Here is a 25,064-nt window from a genome sequence, read left to right as displayed (position 1 = left end):
TGTTCCTCCTAGCAGCAATTTTTTTAAGTATGAATATAGCATAATTCGCTTTTGTCCGCTATAGCAAAAATCAAATTCTCATAAACATCGCAAAAAAGCCGTTTTCCCCGAACATTGTAAGGGAAATTGGCTTTTTATTGTATGAAAATCAGATTAATTCAGTGAAGTCAACATAAGACAAAGTCAAATCATGGGCAGCTTCTTTTAACGTGAATTGCCCATCATAGGTGATAACGCCTTTGGCTAAGGCATGATTGCTGCGTAGTGCTTTTTCAGGATTTTGTGCCAATTCCCGTGCAAATGGTAATGTGGCAATGCTCAGAGCAATCGTAGCTGTTTGTGGAACGGCACCTGGCATGTTCGCGACTGCATAATGGATCACATCTTCTCGTTCGTAGGTTGGATCATCGTGGGTCGTTACTTTGTCCACTGTTTCAAAGATGCCACCTTGATCGATAGCGATATCGACGATCACAGATTTATCTGGCATACTTCTGACCATATCGGTAGTCACTAAGCATGGCGCTTTTTGTCCAGGAAGAAGTACAGCACCAATGGCTAAATCTGTTGTTTTTAACGCTGTTTCGATATTCAAACGATTGGAGTAAAGTGTTTGGACTTGCCCTGCAAATTGACGATCCAACGCTTGCAATCGGGGGATCGATACATCCAAAATCGTCACCTGCGCACCGAGGCCAATTGCGACTTTAGCCGCATTCTCGCCAGCTACACCCCCACCAATGATCGTGACGCGCCCTTGCCGCACACCGGGTACGCCAGATAGTAAAATGCCTTTACCGCCATAGATTTTTTCTAAGAACTGTGCCCCTATTTGAACCGACATTCGGCCGGCAATTTCGCTCATAGGTGAAAGAAGGGGCAAGGTACCATCATCTAACTGGACATTTTCATAACCGATCGCTGTCACTTTGGCACGCAATAATGCTTCGGCCAATGCTTTGTTGGCTGCGACGTGGAAATAGGTGAATAAAATCAAGCCTTCGTGAAGGTATGGATATTCTGCTGGTAATGGTTCTTTGACTTTCATCACCATATCGACTGCCCACGCTTCTTCGACTGAAACGATGGCGGCACCGACTACCTGATAGGCGTCATCGGAAAAAGTTGAGCCAAGGCCAGCGCCGGTTTCTACAAATACTTCATGACCGTCTTGTACCAGTTCATACACACCAGACGGTGGTAAAGCTACACGATTTTCATTGTTTTTGATTTCTTTTGGAATACCAATTTTCATTATTCTCACACCTCTCTTATGACTATTATAACGAGAAAGCGCGTTCTTGTGAAAAAGTATGCGAATAAAAATATTTTGTATAAAAAAATGCTATTCGCCAATGAAGGAAAATAGCACAAAGATGCAGGGATAAGCCCACTAGGTTTATACAGAAAAAGCCCAAAAACGGATACTTTGATCGGCAATCTCATCTAGTGTGTAATAAGAATCATAATGGTGTTTTTCAGGAGAATCATTCGGATCTAAGACAATGACGTGATCGTCTCGTATGCCTGCCAATACCATGATATGACCGGTTTCAGTAAAATCGCCAGCTGTGACAGAAACGATCACTGGCTGATCCGCGGCTAAATAACTGGACACTAAATCAAGATCCATGCCAAGGTCTTGATATTGATAACCATAGGCTTCAGCAAATGCGGGGAAGATACGCCAATCTGTTCCTTGGCCAGCGGCATAATAGCCATTGCCAGCCCAATCTCGTACTTCTGTTGGCAGCACTTCATGACCAGTGATTGCCGACGACACCATCGCTATCGAGGCAATCGCGCAGCCATTTTCGGCAATCGTTTGGCCACCGTCATAGCCATAGGCCTCATCACCCCACAGCTCATTTGTTTGTAAATATAAGGGTGTTTCGATTCCCTCGTCGATCAAATACAAAGATGCTTCTTCATTAAAAGCCGCATAATCCACTGTCCCTGGTTCATCCATTGACATGGAAACGATGCTTTCTTCGTAATCCCCCATATACGCTGACTGTACGAAAAATATGCCCCGTACAAAAGCGGCAAACAATAGTGCGATACCCAATAAAACCAGCAGCGGCTGTCGTTTCCGATACGTTTTGATCGATAACATCAAATCTCCTCCTCTCGCTTCACGTTTTCTCTCTTGATTCTAGTAAAACAAAGGAGGAGGGGACTGTCATCAGACCAGAGACGGATTCTAATCTTGGGACTGGGCTTCTTCTAACGCAATGCTGGTTTCTTCCCAGGCTTCTAACAGTTGTTCTTGTTGCTGGTGTGCTTCTTCCAGTTGTTGATTGAATGCCGTTAGTTTGACATGATCGTTCAAGGCTTCAGGCTCGGTCATAGCCTTTTCTAAATCGGCGATCGTTGTTTCAATCGCAGCAAGGTCATTTTCAATCTGATCAACTTTGCGTTGTAAGCTGCGGACAGCTTTTTGCTGTTCTTTGCTTTGGACAAAGTTTTTTTTGCCGGTCGATTGTTGTTTTTCTGTTGTGTCAGTAGCCAATAATGCTGCGATTTCAGCTTCTTCTAATTTCTTTTCTAAATAATAATCATAATCCCCTAAGTACAATTTGCTGCCAGTTTCGGACAACTCAATGACTTTCGTGGCAATTCGATTGATAAAGTAACGGTCATGGGATACAAAGAATAGGGTGCCTTCATAATCGATCAAGGCGTTTTCTAATACTTCTTTGCTGTCGATATCCAAATGGTTGGTGGGTTCATCCAATATCAAGAAATTGTCGTGGTCCATCGCTAGTTTAGCTAGTGCCACGCGGGCTTTTTCGCCACCACTCAGCAGCGTGATTGGTTTGTCAACATCTTCACCTGAGAATAAGAAACTGCCTAATATCGAACGAATCTCAACTTCTGGTGTTGTGGGATGGGCATCCCACAGTTCATGGAGAACCGTTTTGGTCGAATGCAAATCAGATTGTGTTTGGTCATAGTAACCAATCGTCACGTTCGCTCCTAGATGCACCGTGCCTTTGATCAATGGCAATTTATGAATCAATGATTTCAATAAAGTTGACTTGCCGATCCCGTTTGGCCCCACCAATGCAATCGCATCTTTACGACGAACATCTAAGTTGATTGGGCTTGATAGTATATCTTCTGGTGAATAGCCGATAGCGCCGTCTTCCAATTGCATGACGACATTGCCGGAAGGTTTTTCGATTGAAAAAAGGAAGTGGGCTGATTTTTCATCCCCTTGTGGGCGGTCGAGACGGTCCATTTTCTCCAGTTGTTTGCGTCGGCTTTGTGCCCGTTTGGTGGTAGAGGCGCGGACCAAATTGCGGGCAACAAAATCTTCTAATTTATTGATTTCATCTTGTTGTTTTTCAAAGGCTTTCCAGTCGCTTTGCAATTGTTCTGCTTTCAAGTCCAAGTATCGGCTGTAATTGCCTTTATAGTGACGCATTTTTTGGCGGCTCAATTCATAGACTTCATTGACGACTTTATCTAAAAAGTACCGGTCATGGGAAACGATCAATAGGGCACCTGCATATCCTTGTAGGTATGATTCCAACCAAGATAACGTGTCGATATCTAAATGGTTGGTTGGCTCATCCAATATCAAGATGTCTGGTTTTTGCAAGAGCATCTTAGCCAGTGCAAGGCGCGTTTTTTGTCCACCTGAAAGAGTAGCGATCGATTGTGTATAGAAAGAAGGATCGAATTGGAAGCCATGTAAAACTGAACGAATCTCATTTTCGTAGCCATAGCCATTTTTCTCGGCGAATTCATGTTGCAATTGATCATATTCTTTTAATAGTGAAGAAGAGTCTGCATTTGGATCAGCTTCTGAAATCGCTTGCTCAAGGCTGCGCATACGTTGCTCCATATTCCGAACAACAGTAAAGGCATCCAACATTTCTTCCCATACGGTTGCTTGACTGTTCAGTCCAGTATCTTGGGCTAGATACCCCATTGTCGCATTTTTGTTTTTTGCGATCGTGCCTTTATCTGGACTTTCAATGCCGGCAATGATTTTCAATAACGTTGATTTACCAGCACCGTTTCTACCTACAAGGGCAATGCGGGATTGACTGGCGATCTCGAGCTGGATATGCTCAAATAAAACCTCAGCACCGAAAAGACGGGCGATTTGGTTGGCTTGTAATAGAATCATGAATGTGTCATTCCTATCTGTAAGAAACTTGATGGTTCAAGACTGTAATCGCCTCATTTTATCATATCTTTGCATAAACAGCGATTGCTGAAAATGTTGATTTTAACATTTTTAAAAATAAATTTCAATTTATGAGCATTCAAATTGATTTTTGAACAATGTATTTGATATGATAGCTACATCACACGTGAATTTTTCACAATGGGGGAGTAATTTCTTTGAAAGATCATCAAATTCCAAAGGCGACTGCAAAACGATTGCCTTTATACTATCGTTACTTACGCATTTTGCACAATGCTGGCAAATTAAAAGTTTCATCAACCGAGTTAAGTGAAGCCGTTCAAGTGGATAGTGCGACGATTCGTCGTGACTTCTCCTATTTTGGCGAATTAGGAAAACGCGGCTATGGCTATGATGTCGAGAGCTTGATGCAATTTTTTGCCAAAACCTTGAACGAAGACCACATGACCAATGTGGCGTTAGTGGGTGTTGGTAATCTAGGCAGCGCCTTACTAAAATACAAATTCCATCAAAGCAACAGCATTCGGATCAGTGCTGCATTTGATGTGAGCGAAGATTTGGTTGGTCGTATCGTCGACGGTGTACCTGTCTATCCAATGGATGACATGAAAGAACAAGTGAAGATCCAACAAATCGATGTTGCGATCCTGACAGTACCTGCACAATACTCTCAAGATTTGGTCAATGATCTTGTGGAAGCTGGAATCAAAGGGATTTTAAACTTTACACCAGCACGAATCACAGCACCAAAAGGTGTATTGATCCAAAACGTTGACTTGACCAATGAATTGCAAACACTGATTTATTTCTTGCATTCAGGAAACGTACTATCTCACGAAGACACTGTAGATGAATTGGCTGCAGAAGAGTAAAGAGACAACAAAAACCACCTGGCGCGCACAGACGCATCAGGTGGTTTTGCTATTGTCTTTCATCCAATTGATCAAATAAATCAGCGTAGGAAATGCTGTCCAAATCAGACGTTGAAGCGGATCGATAGCGTTGTATCTGCTTCTCGAAACGCCGAAAATCAATGATTCGTGCCTCACGATGGACTTCTTTGCCTTTCAAGACAAGTAATACGACTGGCACTGTCATCACGGAAAAGTTTGCCGCGATGGCTGGAGCATCTAAAACGTTGATTGTGTAGAAAGGTAGGGTGTATGTTTCAGCAAGTTTTTTGACACGAGGCTTATCCGCCAGACAGATACTGCAATTTGGTTGTGAAAAATAGATGATGGCTAAGGGATGATCGTCGACAATTGTCGCTAAATCGGTGTTTTGGTTATTCTTCATGGTTATCACACTCCCTTAAAAATGTACCCGCCATTTATTTTTTTGTCAAAGATTCTGCTAGTGAATAAGAATATCTGGCGTATGTATTGAGTAAAACTTAAAGCTATCGTTAAAAAAGTGTCCCAAGAGAAGAAAACCATTGTGTTACCCAAAGAAAAAACGTATAGTAATTCCAGCAAATAGATATTATAGATAAAGAAGGTTAAAGGATTATGTTCCAATCATTGCCAAATTCAGTCTTGCAAATGAGCGTGATTTTTTTATCCATCGTCATCGAGGCTTTGCCTTTTGTTTTGTTAGGCTGTTTGATTTCAGGTGCATTACAAGTGTTTCTGACACCAGAACGGGTCACGAAAATTTTACCAAAAAATAAATTGGCGTCTATTACAGTCGGGTGCGGCTTAGGCGTGTTTTTCCCTTCTTGCGAATGCGGGATCGTGCCGATCGTCAATCAGTTTGTCAAAAAAGATGTACCGGTCTACACGGCTTTTGCATTTATGCTAACTGCGCCGATCGTCAACCCAATCGTGATTTTTTCCACCTTTATTGCGTTTGGCAATTCAGCGAAATTTGCCTTTTTACGGGTCGTTGGCAGTTTGATCGTCGCAATGGTCGTTGGTATATGGTTGGCTTATTTTAACCAGCATACTGTCTTGAAACAAAAGCTGATTGCTACACCTGATACCGATGCACATCATGGACACGCCCACCATCATCATCCGCACGATCAGACACAGGGAAAAGGACAGCAAATCAAAGCGTTGCTGCAGCATAGTTTGGATGAATTTTTTGATACGGGTCGTTATTTGATCATCGGGGGCTTGATTGCTTCTGCCATGCAAACCTATTTACCGACTGGGATGATGTTGACACTCGGATCAACGAAATTTTTGGCAGTGTTGGTGATGTTGCTGTTGGCATTGACATTGTCTTTATGTTCTGAGGCAGATGCCTTTATCGGTTCTTCCTTATTGAGCTTGTTCGGTGCTGGCCCAGTCGTTGGTTTTTTGGTATTTGGTCCAATGGTCGATATCAAAAATCTGTTGATGATGAAGCGTTATTTCAGTGGCCGATTTATTGCTTCACTGGTGGCCTTAGTCGCTGTTGTTGTATCGATTTATGCATGGGTGGTGTAGATAATGATCCGTTTTTTGATATTATCAGGTTATTTTGAGTTGATGATGTACTTGCAAGTTTCCGGAAAACTCAATCAGTTTATCAACGTCCATTATCGTTACTTGGCGATTTTGTCGATGGTCATTTCATTGGTTTTGGCGCTGGTGCAACTTTATTTTTGGGTCAAACAAGAACCAGCTCATCATCACGAGGACGATCATCAACATGGATTGGAAAAAAAGCATCAGCGCTTGATTGCTTATCTGTTGTTAGCATTACCGATCATTGTCGGTTTGTTTTTCCCAACTGTCAGTTTAGATACAACGATCGTTGAAGCAAAGGGCTTTAATTTTCCGTTAAGTGAAGAATCGGTGGGCGACCCTGAGATGACGACACAATATCTCAAACCAGATACGAGTTTGTATTTTAATAAAGATGATTATAATACACAGATGGAAACTTCTCTGGCTCAGTATGTCGATCAAGCGACGATTACGATCACAGATGAAAATTACCTAGAAGTGATGGAATTGATCTATACGTATCCAAGTGAGTTTATTGGGAAGAAAGTCACATATGAAGGCTTTGTCTATCATCAAGACCAAGATGATGTCAATGACATCTTTTTATTCCGCTTTGGGATCATTCATTGTGTGGCGGACTCTGGTGTTTTTGGTTTAAGAATGACCTTGCCAGCAGGTACTGTTGCAGAGAACAACCAGTGGCTGCAAGTAGAAGGCACGATTCAATCGCAGTATTATGCACCCTTCAAACGGGACTTGCCAATGGTCGCAGTAAAACAAGTTTCAACAGTGGCTGCGCCTGACAATCAATATGTGTATCGGGCTTTTTAACTTTTTTTGATAAACTTCATAAAAACATCATAAAGCTTTGCTATAATAAAGAAAAAGATGAGCATATGTTTGTAGTTTTCAGCAACGTTTAGTACAATGATTACGAAAGATATGCTAAAATCTACACAAAGAGAGGTGTCGTGAAATGGGTTTTACAGATGAAACAGTTCGCTTCGATTTTGATGATAGTCGAAAAAAAGAGGTTAGTGAAACACTTGCTATCGTTTACCGAGCGTTAGAAGAAAAAGGATACAATCCGATCAATCAAATCGTCGGTTATCTCCTTTCTGGCGACCCGGCTTACATTCCTCGTTATCGGGATGCCCGGAATTTGATTCGTCGCCATGAAAGAGACGAAATCATGGAAGTGCTGATCCGCTATTACTTAGGCAATCACGGGATAAACCTATAATGAGAGTCATGGGATTAGATGTTGGCTCACGGACGGTCGGCGTGGCCGTGAGTGATCCGATGGGATGGACAGCGCAAGGAATCGAGATCATTCGTATCAATGAAGATGAAGATGATTTTGGTTATGACCGCTTGGCTGAGTTGGCCAAAGAATATGAAGTGACACACTTTGTGGTCGGTCTTCCCAAGAATATGAATAATACCATTGGCCCTAGAGCAGAGGCTTCAATGGCTTATGGCCAGGCAATCGAAGAACGATTTGGTTTGCCTGTTACCTATCAAGATGAACGTTTGACCACCGTACAAGCGGAGCGGATGCTAGTAGAACAAGGCAACGTTTCCCGCGCCAAACGGAAAAAAGTCATCGATAAATTAGCAGCAGTCATGATTTTGCAGAACTTTTTAGATGGGCCTGGAAAACAACTGTTTAAATGAAGAGAAAAGAGGAAAATACTATGGCAGAACACACACACGACCACAATCACGATCATGACCACGAAGGACATGAGCATATTACTTTAGTGGATGATCAAGGCAACGAAACTTTATACGAAATTCTTTTAACAGTAGATGGAACCGAAGAATTCGGTCGCAATTACGTGTTGCTATACCCAGCAGGCGTTCCAGAAGAAGAAGATGTTGAATTACAAGCCTATGCTTACGTGGAGAACGAAGACGGAACAGAAGGCGAATTGGAACAAATCGAAACTGAAGCAGAATGGGATATGATCGAAGAAGTCTTCAACACATTCATGGCTGAAGAAGAAGAATAGCATTGTGAAGTTGGACGCTGTGATGACAGTGTCCACCCTTTTTTATTTGACAAGATACGTAACCAAAAGAATGTCTATCATTCAAAAAAGAAGAGAGGAAACCAAATGTTAAGACCAATGATTCAAGCCGATGCCGCTGCCATTCAACAGTTAAATGCACATGATTTAGGTTATGACTTTCCATTGCCATCTGTCGATGAAAAATTGGCAGAAATTTTATCAGATACCAAGCACCATCTTTTACTTGTTTATCAAGAGTCTGAAGCAGGTGTAGTGGGTTATGTTCATGGTGAATTATACGAAACATTATATGCACCTACAATGGTCAATGTATTGGCTTTAGTGGTATCAAAAGACTATGAAAAGCGTGGGATCGGCAAGACATTGTTGACTGGCCTCGAAACGGAAGCAGCAAAGCGAGGCATTCAAGGGATTCGCTTGAATTCGGGTGCCAGCCGTACAGCAGCACATCAGTTTTATCATCATATGGGGTATCGGATGGACAAAGATCAAAAAAGGTTCATCAAGTTTATTGGATAGCAGGGACTGTAACATAAATCTTAAAAAACCGCATGAAATAAACGATTTTTCGTCATTTCATGCGGTTTTTTAGTTAGGATCACCCCCCCTCAAAAAGGGGGATGATTGAAGGCATAACGGTTCAATGTATATCACATGTCTTTTTTCAGCTCTGCATTCATTGCTTTCTTTCGAACGAAGTATTTCCGCACTTCTTCAATCAAAATAATAGGAAGTGGAATGCAGATCAAAAATAACCAGTCCCGTAACTGAATCCCAGTAGTGTTGAAAATCCCTTGAAGAAATGGGAGATACATCAAACAAGCAATCAATATAATTTCAAAAGCAATACCACCCAATACGCGCTTATTACTGAAAAAGCCAATAGAAAAGAGTGATTGACTGTCTGTTCGACAATTAAAGACTGCTGCAATTTGTGCAAAGACAATGGCCGAAAGTGTCATCGTAGTAGCCATTACGTAAACATTGCCGCTGTCGGCTAATGGAGCATTTGGCCAGCCATGGGTGTGATTGACGAAGAAATAAGCACCAATCGAAACGATAGAAGCCATGGCACCATACCAAGCAAAGGCTTTGAAAATTAAACTACGTGTCAACAGATGTTCCGAACGTTTTCGTGGCGGTTTTTTCATCGTACCTGCTTCGGTTTGTTCTGAGGCTAAGCTAAGTGCTGGCAGCATATCGGTGCCCAAATCGATGGACAAAATCTGCATGACTGTTAATGGCAGTGGAATTGCTCCACGGGAAAAGAGAAACAAAACAGAAGGAATTGCTTCTGGCATATTGCTGTTAAGGATATACAGCAAGAACTTGCGGATATTGTTATAAACAGTACGACCTTCCTCGATCGCATTGACGATAGAAGTGAAATTGTCATCTGTCAAGATCATATCGGCTGCTTCTTTGGCAACATCTGTCCCGGTAACGCCCATTGCAACGCCGATATCTGCTTTTTTCAAGGCGGGTGCATCATTGACACCGTCACCGGTGGACGCAACGATTTCGCCCATTTCTTGTAAATTAGCGACTACGCGATACTTTTGTTCCGGAGCGACACGAGCAAAAATGATTTGGTGCTTCAAATTTTCCTTCAACGCGTCATCAGACATGGCGGAAAGTTGATCTCCATTAATCACCCGTACATCATCACCAGAAACTACACCGATTTTGCGGGCGATGCTTTCAGCCGTCAAGCCATAATCACCAGTGACCATTATGATGCGAATGCTCGCATCATGACATTTTTTGATTGCTTCAATCACATTTTCCCGAGGTGGATCTTGGCTGGCCGTAAGACCGACGAAAATCAAGTCTGTTTCTGTGTTATCAACAGTATAATCGCTTTTTTCTTTTGTTAGTCGCGCAAAAGCAAACGCCAATGTGCGCAGACCTTCTTTGGCCAAATCATCATTTTTTGCCAAAATCTTTTGTTTGATCTCGTCTGTTAAGGGGCGTGCCTCACCATTCTTCAAGTAATGAGTGCAGCAGGAGAGAACTTCATTGATGCCGCCTTTAGTCAACACTAGAAGTTCCGACGCATGCTTGCGAATCGTTGTCATGCGTTTTCGTTGAGAGTCAAAAGGAATTTCACTGATTTTTTGATACTTTTTGACTTCATCTGGATAATCATAATCAGCTTTTTCCGCTAAAATCAGCAGAGAACCTTCATCTGGTGAGCCGACTAGTTGGTACTTACTGTTTTTTTGTTCGATCGCTGAATTGTTGTTTAACGTAGCGATCCGAATCAGTTCCAACAAATCAGCTTCTTCCGTTAGATTGATTCGGTGGCCATTTTTTGTCACGATGCCGTTTGGTTCATAACCAATCCCAGAAACGGCATAGTCATTTCCACCGGGGAGCCAGACTTGTTCTACGGTCATTTCGTTTTTGGTTAGTGTTCCGGTTTTATCAGAACAGATCACAGAGGTTTCACCCAATGTTTCCACACTATTTAGATGCTTCACCAGTGCATTTTTTGCTGCCATTTTTTCAACAGCCAATGCCAATGAAAGCGTCACTGTCGGCAGTAAACCTTCAGGGATGAACGCAACGACCATTCCCAAGGCAAAAATAAACGACTTCACCGGCGGATAGTCAACGAAAAAAACCGCGGCGACAAAGAAAATCGTACCGATCAAGATAGCGATAATGGACAATTGCCGCGTTAGTACGTCTAATTCTTTTTGCAAAGGACTTTTTGTTTCGGTAACAGAAGTAGTCAAAGAAGCAATCTGCCCAAATTCTGTATCCATCCCGGTGGCAACTACTAGCATTTCACCACTACCAGCCACCATTGCCGTTCCCTCATATACAAGGTTATCTTCTGAAAAACGTCCGGCCGCTTTAACGGCTGCTGGCGTCATGGCTGCAGCAGTTTTGTTGACGGTGGTGGATTCGCCTGTTAATGCTGACTGATTGACCTCGACACGATCAGCGATCAATAACCGACCATCAGCTGGAATATTATCGCCGCTTTTCAGTTTGACGACATCTCCTGGAACGAGTTCTTCGACTAAAAGGTTGACCGTTTGTCCATCTCGAATGACTGTGGTATAACTAGGCAGCATTTTTTGCAGCGCATCAGTTGCTTGGGTGGCTCGGTATTGTTGCCAAAAGCTAAAGGCACCGTTGATAACATTGACCAACCAAATGGCGATACCTAATTCTTTCATATCTGCAAAAAAAGCAATGAACCCAGCTACCCAGAGCAATAAGGCCATTAGACTAGTGAAATTTTGCAAGAATGTTTTCACCAAGGACGTTTTTTTTGCTGCTTGAATCATATTTTTGCCGTACTTTGCTAAGCGCTTGTCGGCCTCAGTTTGGCTTAATCCATTGGCGGAAGAGCCTGTCTTTTGATAAAGCTCATCCAGCGACAAGGTGGCAAAGTCTTGGATCGTTTTTTTGCGGTCCATAGTATCACCTCATGTATTTATTCGATTTCCGCTGATTTATTTTATTCAGCAGATTTTGCTAGATTGCCCAGCGAGCATTTTTTGTTACTCGTTATTTAAGGCAATTTGTCATAAATAATTATAGCACCGTTGCGTATCTTATACTAATCTCACTCCCCTGAAAAAATGACTGTCTCACAATGTAGAAGGGTGTCGTTTGTGGTATGGGCTGATAGTAAACGTCAAAAATGAAAAGTATTTTGAAAAAAAGTGATGTCAAATTTCGACTGTCAGATAATTACAGACACTTCATATCCGCGCAAATATCCATCATCGGAAAAAGGATTGATTTAGTTATCTCACTCAATCGCTTCACGAGCGGATGATTTGCCCGACAAGCCAAAGAAGAGTAGGATAAAAATGTAAACGTTATCTTATTGGAGAGCAGGGATTGGAATGGGAAAATTATATGAAGCAAGTACAGCAGAAGGATCGATTGATTTTATCAATATGCAAGATTTAGAGCGGGAAGCTGAAAAAGTGATTCCCACAGGCGGCTATGGGTATATCAGCAGCGGCGCGGGGGATATCTTTACTTATCGTGAAAATGAACGCGCTTTTAACCATAAATTGATTATTCCGCATGTTTTAAAGGATATTGAATTGCCAGATACAACGACTGAAATATATGGAGAAAAACTAACCGCGCCAATCATCATGGCACCAGTTGCCGCCCATGGATTAGCAAACGTTGCTGCTGAACGGGCGTCTGCCAAAGGCGTGGCTGATTTTGGTACCGTATTCACAGCGAGTTCTTATGCTTCTTGTACATTAGAGGAGATTCGCGCAGCAGGCGGCGAGAAAGCACCGCAATGGTTCCAGTTTTATATGAGTAAAGATGATGGCATCAATCGAGATATTTTGGCAATGGCCAAGCGAAACGGCGCACAAGCCATCGTGTTGACTGCCGATGCTACTGTCGGAGGCAACCGTGAAACTGACCGTCGGAATGGGTTTACCTTTCCTTTGGCGATGCCGATCGTCCAAGCGTATCAAGCGGGGGTTGGTCAAACAATGGATGCCGTCTATGGTTCATCTAAACAAAAATTAAGTCCGGCAGATGTGGCTTTCATTGCCAAAGAAGCGGATTTGCCCGTATATGTCAAAGGCGTCCAATCGGAAGAGGACGTAGCGCGTGCATTAGATGCAGGCGCACAAGGTATCTGGGTCTCCAATCATGGCGGCCGACAATTAGATGGTGGACCTGCGTCTTTTGATTCGTTGCAAATCGTTGCTGAAGCAGTGGCAGGCCGTGTGCCCATCATTTTTGATAGTGGCGTGCGTCGCGGACAACATGTCTTTAAAGCGATCGCTTCTGGTGCAGATTTGGTGGCAATCGGCAGACCAGCAATCTACGGATTGGCTTTAGGTGGTCAAACAGGGGTCAAACAAGTGTTTGATTTCTTCAAGAAAGAGTTAGAGATGGTCATGCAATTGGCTGGTACACAAGATGTGGCAGCCATCAAAAAAGCCGTTTTGCGGGAAAATCGGTATATGTAGAGAAGAACAAGGGGCTTTCTAGGCTCCTTGTTTTTTTAAAGAAATTGTCTTGGGGGAGCGTTAGGTCCAGATAAATCGGATGGCAAAGGTTTTTCTTGATGATTGATCAATAAATGCAATAGATTTATTGTGGTGTAAATCATTTTGAATCAGTCGGTGAATCAGCTACACTAAATATAGGGTGTAAAAAGAGCTATAGGATAAAGGAGCGAGTTGTATGATACCCAAGAAAATTCATTATTGCTGGTTTGGCGGCAATCCATTAGGCGAACAAGAAAAAAAATATATGGACACCTGGCGTAAGTATTGTCCAGATTATGAAATCAAACGCTGGGATGAGTCAACAATCGATTTGTCTAAATTTGGGCCTTACCTCAAAGAAGCATATGAACAAGAAGAATGGGCCTTTGTCTCCGATGTTGTACGCTTGTACGCGTTGGTGACAGAAGGTGGAATATATATGGACACCGATATCGAAGTCGTTAAACCTTTGGATCGTTTATTGACGTTGGATGCCTTTATGGGCTTTGAGATCGAGACCAAAATCTCTACTGGTATTATTGGTGCGATTCCCCATCAAGTATTTATGGAAGAGTGGCTCCATGATTATGACGATCGGAAATTTGTACGTGCAGAAAAAACAGAAGACGTTGTGACCAATGTGATCCGTGTGACGGAATTATTGCAACAGCACGGCTTACAGTTGAATAATGAAAAACAAACGGTTGATGGGGTAACGGTCTTCCCGCAAATGACTTTTTCACCAAAAAGTTACATCACTGGGGAAGTCGAGGAAGATCCTGCAACGATGGTTATCCATCAGTTTTCTGGTTCATGGCTATAAAATATGAAAGCCCGATGGTTGGGCTTTTTTTTGTTGGAATGGGGAAATGGTTTGTGATAGAATAATCTGATGAAACTAAGGAGGGGCAGCTGTGAAGATCAAACAATGCACACTTGCAGACTTAGAAGAACTGGCACAAATCAGTGTGAGCACCTACTTTGACACATTCGAGGCTTTCAATACTGAGGAAAATATGCGTGTTTATTTAGAAGAAGCGTATAACAAACCCAAACTAACCAAAGAATTGCAAACGACTGAATCGGCGTTCTTTTTCATTCAAATTGAAGGGGAAACAGCTGGGTATCTTAAAATCAATTGGGGGAATGCCCAAACAGAATCGATTGCGCCCAATGGGTTAGAGATTGAACGCATCTATATCAAAGCTGCATGGAAGCGTCGAGGATACGGGAAATATTTACTGAAGTACGCTGAGGAACAGGCTCTTGTTATGGGCAAAAGCTCGATTTGGTTAGGCGTTTGGGAACATAATTCCCACGCATTGGCGTTTTACCAGAAAATGGGATTTAAAAAAGTTGGCAGCCATTCCTTTTTTATGGGGGATGATGAGCAGACGGATTTCTTAATGGAAAGACAGCTTGGGTAAGCTGAATGCAGGGAAAGCAACAGACAAAGAAATCGCTGTTCATTTTTTGGGCAATCAAGTATAGTTAAAAGGATCAGTCAAAAAATATACACGAGCAATCATTAAGGAGTTTAAAGCAAATGGAAGAACGAAAAAATGAAAGTGTGTTATCCCGATTTATAAAGGGGGTCATTATTGCATTGGGCTTCATTTTGCCAGGGGTTTCAGGTGGCGTATTGGCTGCGATTTTGGGCATTTACGAACGTATGCTCCGATTTATGGCGCATCTAACCAAAAATTTCAAAGAAAACCTGCTGTTTTTCTTACCAGTGGGCATCGGTGGAATCGTAGGGATCGGGCTTTTATCGAAACCTTTAGAATGGTTATTGCAGAATTACCAGATTATCGTACTTTGGGGGTTCGCCGGAGCGATCGTGGGGACATTGCCTGCCTTAGCCAAAGAATCCACTATAAAGAGTAAGCGTACAAAAGGTGATCTGTTCTGGTTTTTCGGTACCATGGTCATTGGATTTTTATTTTTGTATTTCATGGGAGATATATTAGGCACGATCCCAGCCAACTTCTTCGGCTTTGTATTGGCTGGTGGTTTGATTGCATTAGGCGTTTTGGTGCCAGGGTTAAGCCCATCTAATTTACTTTTAGTATTAGGGCTGTATGATCCAATGCTGAAAGGGTTCAAGAGTTTCGATATTATTGGCGTGTTTTTACCAATCGCAATTGGCGGTTTGGCAGTTATGCTGCTATTTTCTAAACTGATGGAATGGTTATTGACGCATTTTCATTCAAAAGTGTACCATTTTATTTTAGGTATTGTGATTGCATCAACTGTGTTGATCGTTATTCCACCAGTTGCCGATTATGCAGGTTTCACATGGTTAACGGCAGTGATGGGGATCATCATGTTTGGCTTAGGTTTGTGGTTAGGCGCATGGATGAGTAAGTTGGAAGATAAGTACAAATAGAAAAAAACGCTAAGAGTGGGTAAAACCACTCTTTTTTTGTTTTCACAAAAAATATAAGTTCTAACCCAAAAATATAACAGGATTATAAACTGTTATATTTTGATTGCGCTTTTTGATGGGTTTTGATATATTAATCAGTATAAATAATGTTTGATGTAGATGTGATACAGAATGTACATGTGTTTTATTCGATAACGCGTTTTATTTATTTTTTTGAAGGGTAACGCTGAGCATTTAGGGAGGGATACCATGCAAGATGCAACGTATTGGGCAGAACAATTAAGAAACGGTCATCTCAGTTTTCATGAACGCCTAGAAATGATCGAAAGAAAGATTGCACAACAAAATCCGAAATTGAATGCACTCATTCATGTTGACCGTGAGGCTGCGCTGAAAGAATCTCAGACAGGAAACAATCAAAATCGTCTTTTTGGCGGACAACCGATTCCTTTAAAGATTCTCGGTCAAACAAAGGCGGGCTGGCCAGCAACTGCGGGGGCAAAGATGTTTTCAGACAAGAAAGCATCTCAGACAGCACATTTCGTAAGGGGGCTTGAACAAGCCGGTTTTGTTCCCTTTGGACAAACCAATGCACCAGAATTCGGTTTTAAAAATATCACCGATCCCGAACTATATGGGCCGACCCGTAATCCATGGAATACCATGTTCTCTGCAGGTGGTTCAAGTGGCGGTGCCGCAGCAGCGGTTGCCAGTGGGATGTTTCCGATCGCGGGTGCTAGTGATGGCGGCGGTTCGATTCGTATTCCTGCTTCTTTTACAGGGTTGATCGGATTGAAACCTACAAGAGGATCAATGCCGGTTGGGCCGGGAGAATGGCGAAGTTGGCAAGGTGCTTCAATCAATTTTGCCTTAACGATTTCTATGCGTGATACACAACGTTTGTTTTACGGGTTGCGGACATCGCAGCCGGCGGCACCCTATCAAGCACCGCAAGTAGAATGGACCCATCAGAAAGCAAGTCAGCAGAAACATGTAAAAATTGCTTTTTCGACACAATCACCTGTTGGTAGGCATGTGTCAGAAACGGCGATTCAAGCTGTGAGAAAAGCAGCCGATTTCTTGACTGAACAAGGACACCAAGTGGAAGAAGTCGACTATCCAATCGATGGTCAGCAAATGATGCAAAGCTATTATGCCATGAATGGCGGCGAGACTGCGGCGATGTTCGCTGATATTGAGCAGGCACGAGGACAAGTCGTTGGCATAGATGAGGTGGAGTTGATGACGTGGGGCGTATATCAATATGGCCGTAAACTATCGGCGGCTACTTACATTCAAGCGCTGCAGTACTGGGATCAAATCACAGAAAAAATGGAAAACTTTTTTGAGACATATGATCTATTTTTGACACCGACAACAGCTGAAACGGCGCCATTGGTGGATGCTGACCTACAAAGCGATGTGATCCGTCGCAACTTAGAAACGATCGATACTTTGTCAGAAAGACAGGCGGCGGATTTGATTTATGAGATGTTTGATCAAAGTTACCAACTAACCCCGTATACGCAATTGGCAAATTTGACCGGTCAACCAGCCATCAGTTTGCCAACAATGATGAGTGCGCACAGGTTACCACTGGGGATCCAGTTTATGGCATCAAAAGGCCGGGAAGATCTGCTTTTTCAAATCGGTCAACTTTTTGAAATGCATGGGCAGTTCAAATTGCCGCCCCAAGTAACAGAATAACGATTTTATAGGAGGAAATAATGAATATGTGGCATAAAGGGAAAATATCAGTATTGATTGGTTTGGCGGCTTTGACTTTAGGTGCTTGCGGCAATCAATCTAGTACAGCAGAAGAAGATCAAAGTTTAAGTAAAGTGGAAGAAGCTAAAACGTTGGTGGTTGCAACGTCAGGCACACTTTATCCATCTTCTTATTACAATGACAGCAATGAATTGGTGGGTTATGATGTCGATGTGGCCAAAGAAGTTGCCAAGCGATTGGCTGTTGAGATCGACTTTAAAGAATACAATGTTGATGGACAAGTGTCTTCTTTAGATAAAGGAGAAGCTGATTTTGCCGCCAATGACTTTGGCTTATCGGGTGATCGGGCGGAGAAATTTAGTTTGTCAGAACCAATCAAGTATTCATTTGATAGTATGATCGTGCGGCAAAGTGATGATTCAGGTATTGCTTCTTTAGAAGATTTGGCTGGTAAAAAAGCAGCAGGGGAGCCGAATACCAGCTATATGAAATTAGCGGAATCTTACGGAGCAGAATTGGTGACGTATGATAATGCAACGAATGACCAATATTTGACGGATGTAGCCAATGGACGGACAGATGTGATTTTGAATGATTACTACTTGCAAAAAATGTCCGTAGCAGCATTGCCTGATATCCCTGTTAAAATTTTAGAAGATGTCTATTTTAATCCGAATGAAACGGGCTTTTTATTTAAAAAAGAACATAAAGCATTACTAGATAAGGTCAATGAGATTTTGGCAGAGATGCAATCAGACGGCACATTAAAAGAAATCTCGGATACTTACTTTCAAACAGATGTGTCAGTCAAATCTGACAAAGCGATTGAAATGGTAGAAACAAAATAATGTATATCCCAACGTTAGATTTTTCGTTGATGTGGGAATCCATTCCATATCTATTGACAGGTTTATCCTATACGATTGGGATTGCAGTTGTTTCGTTTCTGGGAGGAAATATCCTTGGTTTGATGCTGACTTTTTTAGGGCTGCTGCCGCAGCCAATGATTCGAGTGCTGGTTAGAGGATATTTGTCTTTTTTGCGGGGCGTTCCTGCGCTCGTGTTATTGTTCTTGCTTTATTTTGGGTTGCCTTATCAATTGCCAGCATTGGCGGCTGCTATCATCTGTTTTACATTGACCAGCAGTGCTTTTATCGGCGAAATCTATCGTGGGTCGATTGCTGGAGTAGATCGTGGGCAATTTGATGCCGCGTATGCCTTAGGACTATCTTTTAGTAAAACGATGCGGTTGATTATTCTGCCTCAGGCCTTTCGTATTTCGGTACCTGCTTTAAGCAACGTGGCAATGGATTTGTTAAAAGGCACCTCATTGGCAGCCATGATCACGATCCCAGATATTTTTCAAAAAGCCAAAATCGTAGGTGGACGAACCTTTGACTATATGTCGATGTATGTTCTAGTTGCCATCATTTATTGGCTCCTTTGTATGGGGATCGAAACAGGACAGAAGCGATTAGAAAGGTATTTTACCCAGAGGTATGCAGGTGTGATGAAATAAACGATTGATATTTTACGGATAAAAACCATCTCTATGTGTCATTAGAGATGGTTTTTATCATTTTTGACAGGTACTTTATCTATTTCCTTTATCTATTGGTACGAAGAAATCAGCTTCCGTTGCCATACAGAACACATTCCATGGTAAAATAATCAAAAATACAGTTTAGAAGGAGCAGTCGATGAAATACGAATGGCGTAAACAAGAGAAAGATGTGTATTTACCAAAAGAGCCGATGATTCTCACAGTACCTACGTATCATTTTATTGGTTTAAGCAGTCAAGGTGACCCTAATCGACCCGAATTTGCGCATCAGATTGAGGCGTTATATAGCATGGCCTACAGTATTCGCATGGGATTGAAAAAAGGCACGATCGGGCCAAAAACTTTCGAATATACTGTGTACCCATTAGAAGGTGTCTGGACTGCTAAAACCAAACCTGAAGGACCTGTTAATAAAGATGAATTGATTTACAAAATCATGATTCGTCAGCCTGAACAGGTAACAGAAAGCATGTTTCAAACCCAATTAATGCAAATCAAAGAAAAAAAGAATAATCCATACCTCGATCAACTGATATTTGAAAGCTATGAGGAAGGATTGGCCCTCCAAGCATTACATGTTGGATCTTTTGATACGGAAGTTGAAACGTTTGCGAAGATGAAAGAGTTATTGCATCAAGAGAAATTGATGATACAGCAGACAATGGATCATTTTCAGCACCGCGAAATCTATTTGACCGATCCTAGAAAGACAGCCCCTGAGAAGGCCAAGACAGTGTTGAGATGGGCGGTGGAAACGATAGACGATGAATCTTTTGAAACAAATAGCGACCAAACCGTTGATCAAAGTCTGTCGATTTCAAAATGATCCACTATTTTTTGATGTTTGAGAATGAGAACTTATGTGAAAAGAAATGCATGAATAATAGCGGCTAGTAAGGCATGTAATGAATAAATTTATCATAAAATAGCATTTTTTCGTTATTTTATAATGTTATAGAATTAAAAGATGATTGTCTTTTTAAGCGGTTGCATTTATAATGACAATTCATGAGGGAGTGTCTTCAAAAGTGTTTAGGAGGACAATGTAAATGACAAGAGAACAACGAATAATCGAGCTAATTAAAAACTCCTCTAAAGATATCGATACAATGACAATTGCCAAAGAACTTGTGTTAGATCGTCCTAGTGTATCTAGAATACTCAATAGATTAGTTGATCAAGGAAAAATCGTCAAGATTTCTGGGAAACCAGTTTTGTACAAATATAATTCAGACAAAAAAAAGAAGAATAGCATCGAACTTTTTGAAGAATCAAATCCCTCTTTGAAGCATGCGATTGATCAAGCAAAATCAAGTATCCTCTATCCACCAAATGGAATCAATACCCTTATCGTTGGTGAAACAGGTGTTGGAAAGTCTCATTTTGCTGAGATGATGCATCAATTTGCGCTTGAAATGTCCGTTTTAAAAAAAGATGCACCGTTTATTTTGTTTAACTGTGCAGACTATGCAAAAAATCCTGAATTATTGATGGGGATTCTTTTTGGTGTCAAGAAAGGCGCGTATACCGGTGCTGATCAAGACAAAGTAGGTTTAATTGAATTAGCAGATAATGGTATGCTTTTTTTAGATGAGATCCACAATTTACCTCAGCAAGGCCAAGAGATCCTTTTTACATTTATCGATCAAGGCGTATATCGTCGATTGGGAGAGAGTACGGGCCATAGAAAGGCCTCTGTACGTATTATAGGTGCAACCAGTGAATCGATTGTTTCGACATTGGTTCAACCTTTTCGTCGGCGAATGCCAATGTTGATCGAGATTCCAAATTTGAATCACCGTATGGAATCAGAGCGTGCTGAATTGATTCAATTATTCTTCAATCAAGAAGCGAGGATATTAGATCAAGAAATTTATATATCGAAAGATGTCTTTATTTCGCTGCTTTTTTATCATTGTCCAAATAACATTGGACAATTAAAATCTGATATCCAGTTATTATGTGCCAAAGCCTATTCGGATTACCTATTAGAAAGACAAAAAAACATTCAAATAGATACCAAAGATCTTCCTAGTACGATAGCTGACGGGTTATTGGATACGACTGAACATCGTGCATTAAGAGTAAAATCTGATTATTATTCTACGCAGAAAATATGTTTTAAACCAATTGATAATGATGAAGAGAGTGATCAGTCTATTTATTCATTGTTAGATAATACTGTTTCTGGGTTAAGTGAAGAACACCTAGGCTCTGATCAAATGAAAAAAATAGTTGAGCAAGAAATCGATAACTATTTTTCTTCAATTACACACACCAGCAATGGGATAAACTTAGCGCCAATTGAATCGATTATTGATGAAAAAAGCTATAAAACTATCAGAAAAGTCGTTGATTTGGTACATACAGAATTACATGTCAACTGGGATCAAAATATTGAAATGGGCTTTATTTTGCACTTGCATCACTTGATTGAAGGTGCAAAAAACAATCAAAACCATGCCCACTTTGATGAGGAAATCAATATAGACTATCAACTCCATCATAGAAAAGAATTTTTATTGGCTGTTCGTTGTATACAACTAATCAGCTTTGAAGAAAAAGTCCAATTACCGTATGAAGAATCTAATAATCTTGTTTCTTTTTTTATCAATGTATTTGATCAAAAATCAGAAAAGAAAAAAAACGTGCAAATCTTAGTGATCGCACACGGTGATTCCACAGCGACTTCAATGGCCAAAACGGTCAATCAGTTATTGAATACACATGCGGTATCGGCATTTGATGCGCCGTTAAACAAAAATCCATCCCTCGTCATTGAGGAAGTAAAAAACTATTTGCAAATCAATAACACAGGAGAAGATATTCTATGTTTAGTAGATATGGGTTCTTTTATGCATATCTGTTCTGATTTGGAAAATCTTTTGCAGGTTAAGGTCTTAGCATTGCCGCTGGTCAGCACGCTGCATGTGTTGGAAGCCACGAGAAAATCAATCTTAGGTGAAAATGTCAAAAACATCTATCAATCTTTGTTATCGGTAAACTTTGAATTTTTTGGCTGTCATGTAAATGAAGAATCGTCGTTACCTGAAAAAAGCAGCGTGATTTACGATATAAATAAACCGATAGCCATTCTTACCTGTTGCTTAACAGGCCATGGTACGGCTAAATACTTAAAGGATATCATTGAAAAATCCTTATTGGCTGAATTTCCTGAGTTAAGCGTGATTCCATTGCAGCTAAACCAAGACCAATTAAATCGAAAAGAAATAGATGCGCTTTCTCAAAAATATGAAATTTTGGCAATCGTATCGACATTTCATGTGGACTACCATTTAAAACAGTATAATGTGTCCGATATTATCAACGGAAATGGTATTGAACAGATCAAAGAACAAATAAAAGATGCTTTGATTGGAAATCAAATCAAAAAATCTTTAGGACGTGAATTAAAACATGTAGATGGATCTATGCTATTTGTTGATCTTCTATCTGTTAACCAAGCAATCGAGCAAGTCTTGAAAGTTTATTTATCAAAAAATGAGTTGATTGGCGTCATCATGCATACGGCGATTTTAATTGACAATCTTAAACAAGGTATGACATTTCCTGTGTCCATCAACCATGATATAAGTAGATACCAAGAGGAATTGGACCATTTGCATACCTGTTTTTATCCATTGGAGAAAAAATATAGTTTTGATTTAACTGAGACTGAGTTGTTTCCGATACTCGAATATTATTTTCATTTAAGATAAGATGTGTGTCCTTTTGATAGTGACACACATCTTTTTTTGGGACACAGCTGGTAAGATATCTTGACAGATAAGCAATCTAAAAAGTTGGCATGGTACTTGCATATATAAAAGTGTAGGAGGGGATAATCATGGAAAACGAAATGAAAATTATGCAATTAATCGCTCAAGGCGGTGATGCGCGGAGTTATGCGATGAAAGGTATTGCCTTAGCGCGTAAATCAAAAATAGCTGAAGCAAAAGAAGCAATCAAAACGGGAAGGGCTTCGGTCACAAAAGCCCATCATATACAAACGGAGTTGATTCAAAAAGAAGCAAGTGGAGAGAAACAAGAGATTACGCTCTTAATGATTCACGCACAAGACCATTTAATGAATGCAATGACGGTACTTGATTTGGCTGAAGAATTTATCTACGTGTATGAAAGAGAGGAAGATGAAAAATGAAAAAAATATTGTTGGTGTGTGCGGCAGGAATGTCTACAAGCCTTTTGGTAAATAAAATGAAGGATGAGGCCACTCAGCAGGGGATTGACGTAGAAATAAAAGCTGTGGCAAAAGAAAAACTTGCGGAAAATATCGAAGGGTCAAATGTTGTATTGTTAGGTCCGCAAATTGGATATTTGGAAGATGACTTTAAAGAAGAGTATAAAGATATGCAGATTCCGATCCGTGTTATCAATTCTATCGACTATGGCATGATGAATGGCAAAAAAATATTGGCTGACTCACTATAAGAAAGGAGAAAAACAATGGATGCATTGATGCAAACAATGAACAAAAAATTAGCTCCAATAGCAAAAGCGTTTGATACAAATAGGTATTTAGATGCAATAAAAAACGGTTTTTATGGTGTGATGCCTTTTTTGATTCTAGGATCATTCCTATTGATTTTTAGTAATCTGCCGATCAATGGCTATAGTGATTTCATGGCAGGTTTATTTGGGGCTTCGTGGGATCGCGTGTTTACTATTCCATATGAGGCAACAATGAGTATTATGACTTTATATGTGATTATGGGGTCGGCAAAATCTTTAGCTAAGTTTTATGGTGTCAATGAATTGAACGGCTCTATTGCAGGTGTCGTTTCATTCATCATATTGACGCCTTTCATCTCAGCCGCTGATGCAAACGGCATACCTACAGAAGCTTTCGGTGCTTCAGGGTTATTTTTGGGCATTATCACTTCAATTATCACGGTTGAGATTTTGCATTTTGTTGAAAGTAAAAATATCACGATCAAAATGCCTAGTAGTGTTCCAGGCAATATCTCTAGCTCATTTACCTCATTGATACCATCTTTTTTTGTGATTATGATTTTTACTATCATACGGTTAGCATTTGAAGCGACTACTTTTGGTACGGCGCAGAACTTTATCTATCAAATTTTACAGGCGCCCCTTACACATGTCGGAAGTTCATTGCCTGCGATGATTTTGATCAATCTATTCGCATGTGTCTTATGGGCTTTTGGTATCCATGGTACAGTGATCATTGGGGCTATTATGGATCCAATCTGGCTATCATTAACAGCTGAAAATGCAGCTGCATATGCAAATGGTGCAGAGATTCCGAATATTATCAACACAGAATTTCAATCCAATTTTGTTCAACTCGGAGGCGCAGGTTGTACATTAGGGCTTGTTGTTTGTATGGTGTTGGTTGCACGTTCACAACAATATAAAACATTAGGCAAACTAGCTATTGTTCCAAGTTTTTTCAATATCAATGAACCAGTTATTTTTGGCACACCAATCATTCTGAATCCATTGATGCTTATTCCTTTCGTGCTTGCTACTTTGGCAGCATTATTAGTCACATATTTCGCTATGGCAACCGGATTAGTGCCACCTACAAACGGGGCAAATCTACCTTGGACCATTCCACCGATCATTTCAGGTTTTCTTCTTTGTGGTTGGAAAGGTGCGTTACTGCAAATTGTTACAACCATTGGTACCACAGCTATCTGGTATCCCTTCTTTAAACTTTCAGACAATCGGGCGTTGGCACTTGAAAATAATGCAGAGAGCGGGGAATAAAA

Annotated in this window: 24 protein-coding genes; 19 read left to right on the top strand and 5 right to left on the bottom strand. The window is 40.9% G+C overall.

Going from position 1 to position 25,064, the window contains the following annotated elements:
* Positions 1-148: 148 nt before the first annotated feature.
* The 3 genes from ald to IGI41_RS11830 all read right to left on the bottom strand — a co-directional run bounded on the left by ald (position 149) and on the right by IGI41_RS11830 (position 4,141).
* On the bottom strand, positions 149-1,255 hold the full coding sequence (gene ald / locus IGI41_RS11840) for an alanine dehydrogenase (RefSeq protein WP_430609974.1): 1,107 nt from the start codon (positions 1,253-1,255) through the stop codon (positions 149-151).
* Between the two features lie 144 nt (positions 1,256-1,399).
* Entirely contained in the window at positions 1,400-2,116 is a 717-nt protein-coding gene (locus tag IGI41_RS11835; protein ID WP_430609973.1) for a C39 family peptidase, read from the bottom strand.
* A gap of 87 nt (positions 2,117-2,203) precedes the next feature.
* Positions 2,204-4,141, bottom strand: a complete 1,938-nt coding sequence (locus tag IGI41_RS11830; protein WP_430609972.1) for an ABC-F family ATP-binding cassette domain-containing protein — start codon at positions 4,139-4,141, stop codon at positions 2,204-2,206.
* 218 nt (positions 4,142-4,359) lie between these two features.
* Between IGI41_RS11830 and IGI41_RS11825 the strand changes: the two genes are divergently transcribed.
* Positions 4,360-5,034, top strand: coding sequence for a redox-sensing transcriptional repressor Rex (locus tag IGI41_RS11825; protein ID WP_430609971.1), 675 nt, complete (start codon positions 4,360-4,362; stop codon positions 5,032-5,034).
* A 49-nt stretch (positions 5,035-5,083) separates the two neighbouring features.
* On the opposite strand, the gene IGI41_RS11820 is transcribed toward IGI41_RS11825, so the two are convergent.
* Positions 5,084-5,458, bottom strand: coding sequence for a thioredoxin family protein (locus tag IGI41_RS11820; protein ID WP_430609970.1), 375 nt, complete (start codon positions 5,456-5,458; stop codon positions 5,084-5,086).
* A gap of 212 nt (positions 5,459-5,670) precedes the next feature.
* Between IGI41_RS11820 and IGI41_RS11815 the strand changes: the two genes are divergently transcribed.
* From IGI41_RS11815 to IGI41_RS11790, 6 genes are all read left to right on the top strand, one after another.
* Positions 5,671-6,594 (top strand): permease, encoded by a 924-nt coding sequence (locus IGI41_RS11815; RefSeq protein ID WP_430609969.1) that lies wholly within the window; start codon positions 5,671-5,673, stop codon positions 6,592-6,594.
* A gap of 3 nt (positions 6,595-6,597) precedes the next feature.
* Positions 6,598-7,428, top strand: a complete 831-nt coding sequence (locus IGI41_RS11810; RefSeq protein ID WP_430609968.1) for a TIGR03943 family putative permease subunit — start codon at positions 6,598-6,600, stop codon at positions 7,426-7,428.
* Positions 7,429-7,573: 145 nt separating this feature from the next.
* Positions 7,574-7,840 carry an IreB family regulatory phosphoprotein gene (locus tag IGI41_RS11805; protein ID WP_005228556.1) on the top strand — a complete coding sequence of 89 codons (267 nt, stop codon included), beginning with the start codon at positions 7,574-7,576 and terminating at the stop codon, positions 7,838-7,840.
* The gene (gene ruvX, locus IGI41_RS11800; RefSeq protein ID WP_430609967.1) at positions 7,840-8,274 is read left to right on the top strand and encodes a Holliday junction resolvase RuvX; all 435 of its coding nucleotides are present in this window, start codon (positions 7,840-7,842) and stop codon (positions 8,272-8,274) included. Before IGI41_RS11805 ends, ruvX begins: the two co-directional genes overlap by 1 nt.
* A 20-nt stretch (positions 8,275-8,294) precedes the next feature.
* Positions 8,295-8,612 (top strand): DUF1292 domain-containing protein, encoded by a 318-nt coding sequence (locus tag IGI41_RS11795; protein ID WP_430609966.1) that lies wholly within the window; start codon positions 8,295-8,297, stop codon positions 8,610-8,612.
* A gap of 105 nt (positions 8,613-8,717) precedes the next feature.
* Complete coding sequence (locus IGI41_RS11790) at positions 8,718-9,152, top strand: N-acetyltransferase family protein (RefSeq protein WP_430609965.1); 435 nt, start codon at positions 8,718-8,720, stop codon at positions 9,150-9,152.
* 131 nt (positions 9,153-9,283) lie between these two features.
* Here the strand turns inward: IGI41_RS11790 and IGI41_RS11785 are convergent, their stop codons facing one another.
* Positions 9,284-12,067, bottom strand: coding sequence for a cation-translocating P-type ATPase (locus IGI41_RS11785; RefSeq protein WP_430609964.1), 2,784 nt, complete (start codon positions 12,065-12,067; stop codon positions 9,284-9,286).
* A gap of 435 nt (positions 12,068-12,502) precedes the next feature.
* On the opposite strand from IGI41_RS11785, the gene IGI41_RS11780 reads away from it, so the two are divergent.
* The 12 genes from IGI41_RS11780 to IGI41_RS11725 all read left to right on the top strand — a co-directional run bounded on the left by IGI41_RS11780 (position 12,503) and on the right by IGI41_RS11725 (position 25,062).
* Complete coding sequence (locus IGI41_RS11780; RefSeq protein ID WP_430609963.1) at positions 12,503-13,606, top strand: alpha-hydroxy-acid oxidizing protein; 1,104 nt, start codon at positions 12,503-12,505, stop codon at positions 13,604-13,606.
* Positions 13,607-13,823: 217 nt separating this feature from the next.
* Positions 13,824-14,450 carry a glycosyltransferase family 32 protein gene (locus IGI41_RS11775; RefSeq protein WP_430609962.1) on the top strand — a complete coding sequence of 209 codons (627 nt, stop codon included), beginning with the start codon at positions 13,824-13,826 and terminating at the stop codon, positions 14,448-14,450.
* 91 nt (positions 14,451-14,541) lie between these two features.
* Complete coding sequence (locus tag IGI41_RS11770) at positions 14,542-15,054, top strand: GNAT family N-acetyltransferase (protein ID WP_430609961.1); 513 nt, start codon at positions 14,542-14,544, stop codon at positions 15,052-15,054.
* A gap of 119 nt (positions 15,055-15,173) precedes the next feature.
* Positions 15,174-16,016, top strand: a complete 843-nt coding sequence (locus tag IGI41_RS11765; RefSeq protein ID WP_430609960.1) for a DUF368 domain-containing protein — start codon at positions 15,174-15,176, stop codon at positions 16,014-16,016.
* A gap of 249 nt (positions 16,017-16,265) precedes the next feature.
* Entirely contained in the window at positions 16,266-17,723 is a 1,458-nt protein-coding gene (locus IGI41_RS11760) for an amidase (protein ID WP_430609959.1), read from the top strand.
* A gap of 20 nt (positions 17,724-17,743) precedes the next feature.
* On the top strand, positions 17,744-18,592 hold the full coding sequence (locus tag IGI41_RS11755; RefSeq protein ID WP_430609958.1) for a transporter substrate-binding domain-containing protein: 849 nt from the start codon (positions 17,744-17,746) through the stop codon (positions 18,590-18,592).
* Positions 18,592-19,263 (top strand): amino acid ABC transporter permease, encoded by a 672-nt coding sequence (locus IGI41_RS11750; RefSeq protein WP_430609957.1) that lies wholly within the window; start codon positions 18,592-18,594, stop codon positions 19,261-19,263. The genes IGI41_RS11755 and IGI41_RS11750 overlap by 1 nt, the downstream gene beginning before the upstream one ends.
* A gap of 181 nt (positions 19,264-19,444) precedes the next feature.
* The gene (locus IGI41_RS11745; RefSeq protein WP_430609956.1) at positions 19,445-20,134 is read left to right on the top strand and encodes a GyrI-like domain-containing protein; all 690 of its coding nucleotides are present in this window, start codon (positions 19,445-19,447) and stop codon (positions 20,132-20,134) included.
* Between the two features lie 223 nt (positions 20,135-20,357).
* A complete protein-coding gene (locus IGI41_RS11740) occupies positions 20,358-23,027 on the top strand; it encodes a sigma-54-dependent transcriptional regulator (RefSeq protein WP_430609955.1) in 2,670 nt (889 codons plus the stop codon).
* Between the two features lie 128 nt (positions 23,028-23,155).
* Positions 23,156-23,470 carry a PTS lactose/cellobiose transporter subunit IIA gene (locus IGI41_RS11735; protein ID WP_430609954.1) on the top strand — a complete coding sequence of 105 codons (315 nt, stop codon included), beginning with the start codon at positions 23,156-23,158 and terminating at the stop codon, positions 23,468-23,470.
* A complete protein-coding gene (locus IGI41_RS11730) occupies positions 23,467-23,760 on the top strand; it encodes a PTS sugar transporter subunit IIB (RefSeq protein ID WP_430609953.1) in 294 nt (97 codons plus the stop codon). Before IGI41_RS11735 ends, IGI41_RS11730 begins: the two co-directional genes overlap by 4 nt.
* A 15-nt stretch (positions 23,761-23,775) precedes the next feature.
* Positions 23,776-25,062, top strand: coding sequence for a PTS sugar transporter subunit IIC (locus IGI41_RS11725; RefSeq protein ID WP_430609952.1), 1,287 nt, complete (start codon positions 23,776-23,778; stop codon positions 25,060-25,062).
* Positions 25,063-25,064: the final 2 nt, after the last annotated feature.

This window comes from Enterococcus sp. DIV0876 (assembly GCF_050529585.1).
Classification (GTDB): domain Bacteria; phylum Bacillota; class Bacilli; order Lactobacillales; family Enterococcaceae; genus Enterococcus_D.
The sequence above is the reverse complement of the archived record's forward strand: the minus strand, read 5'-3'. Positions and strand labels throughout refer to the sequence as shown.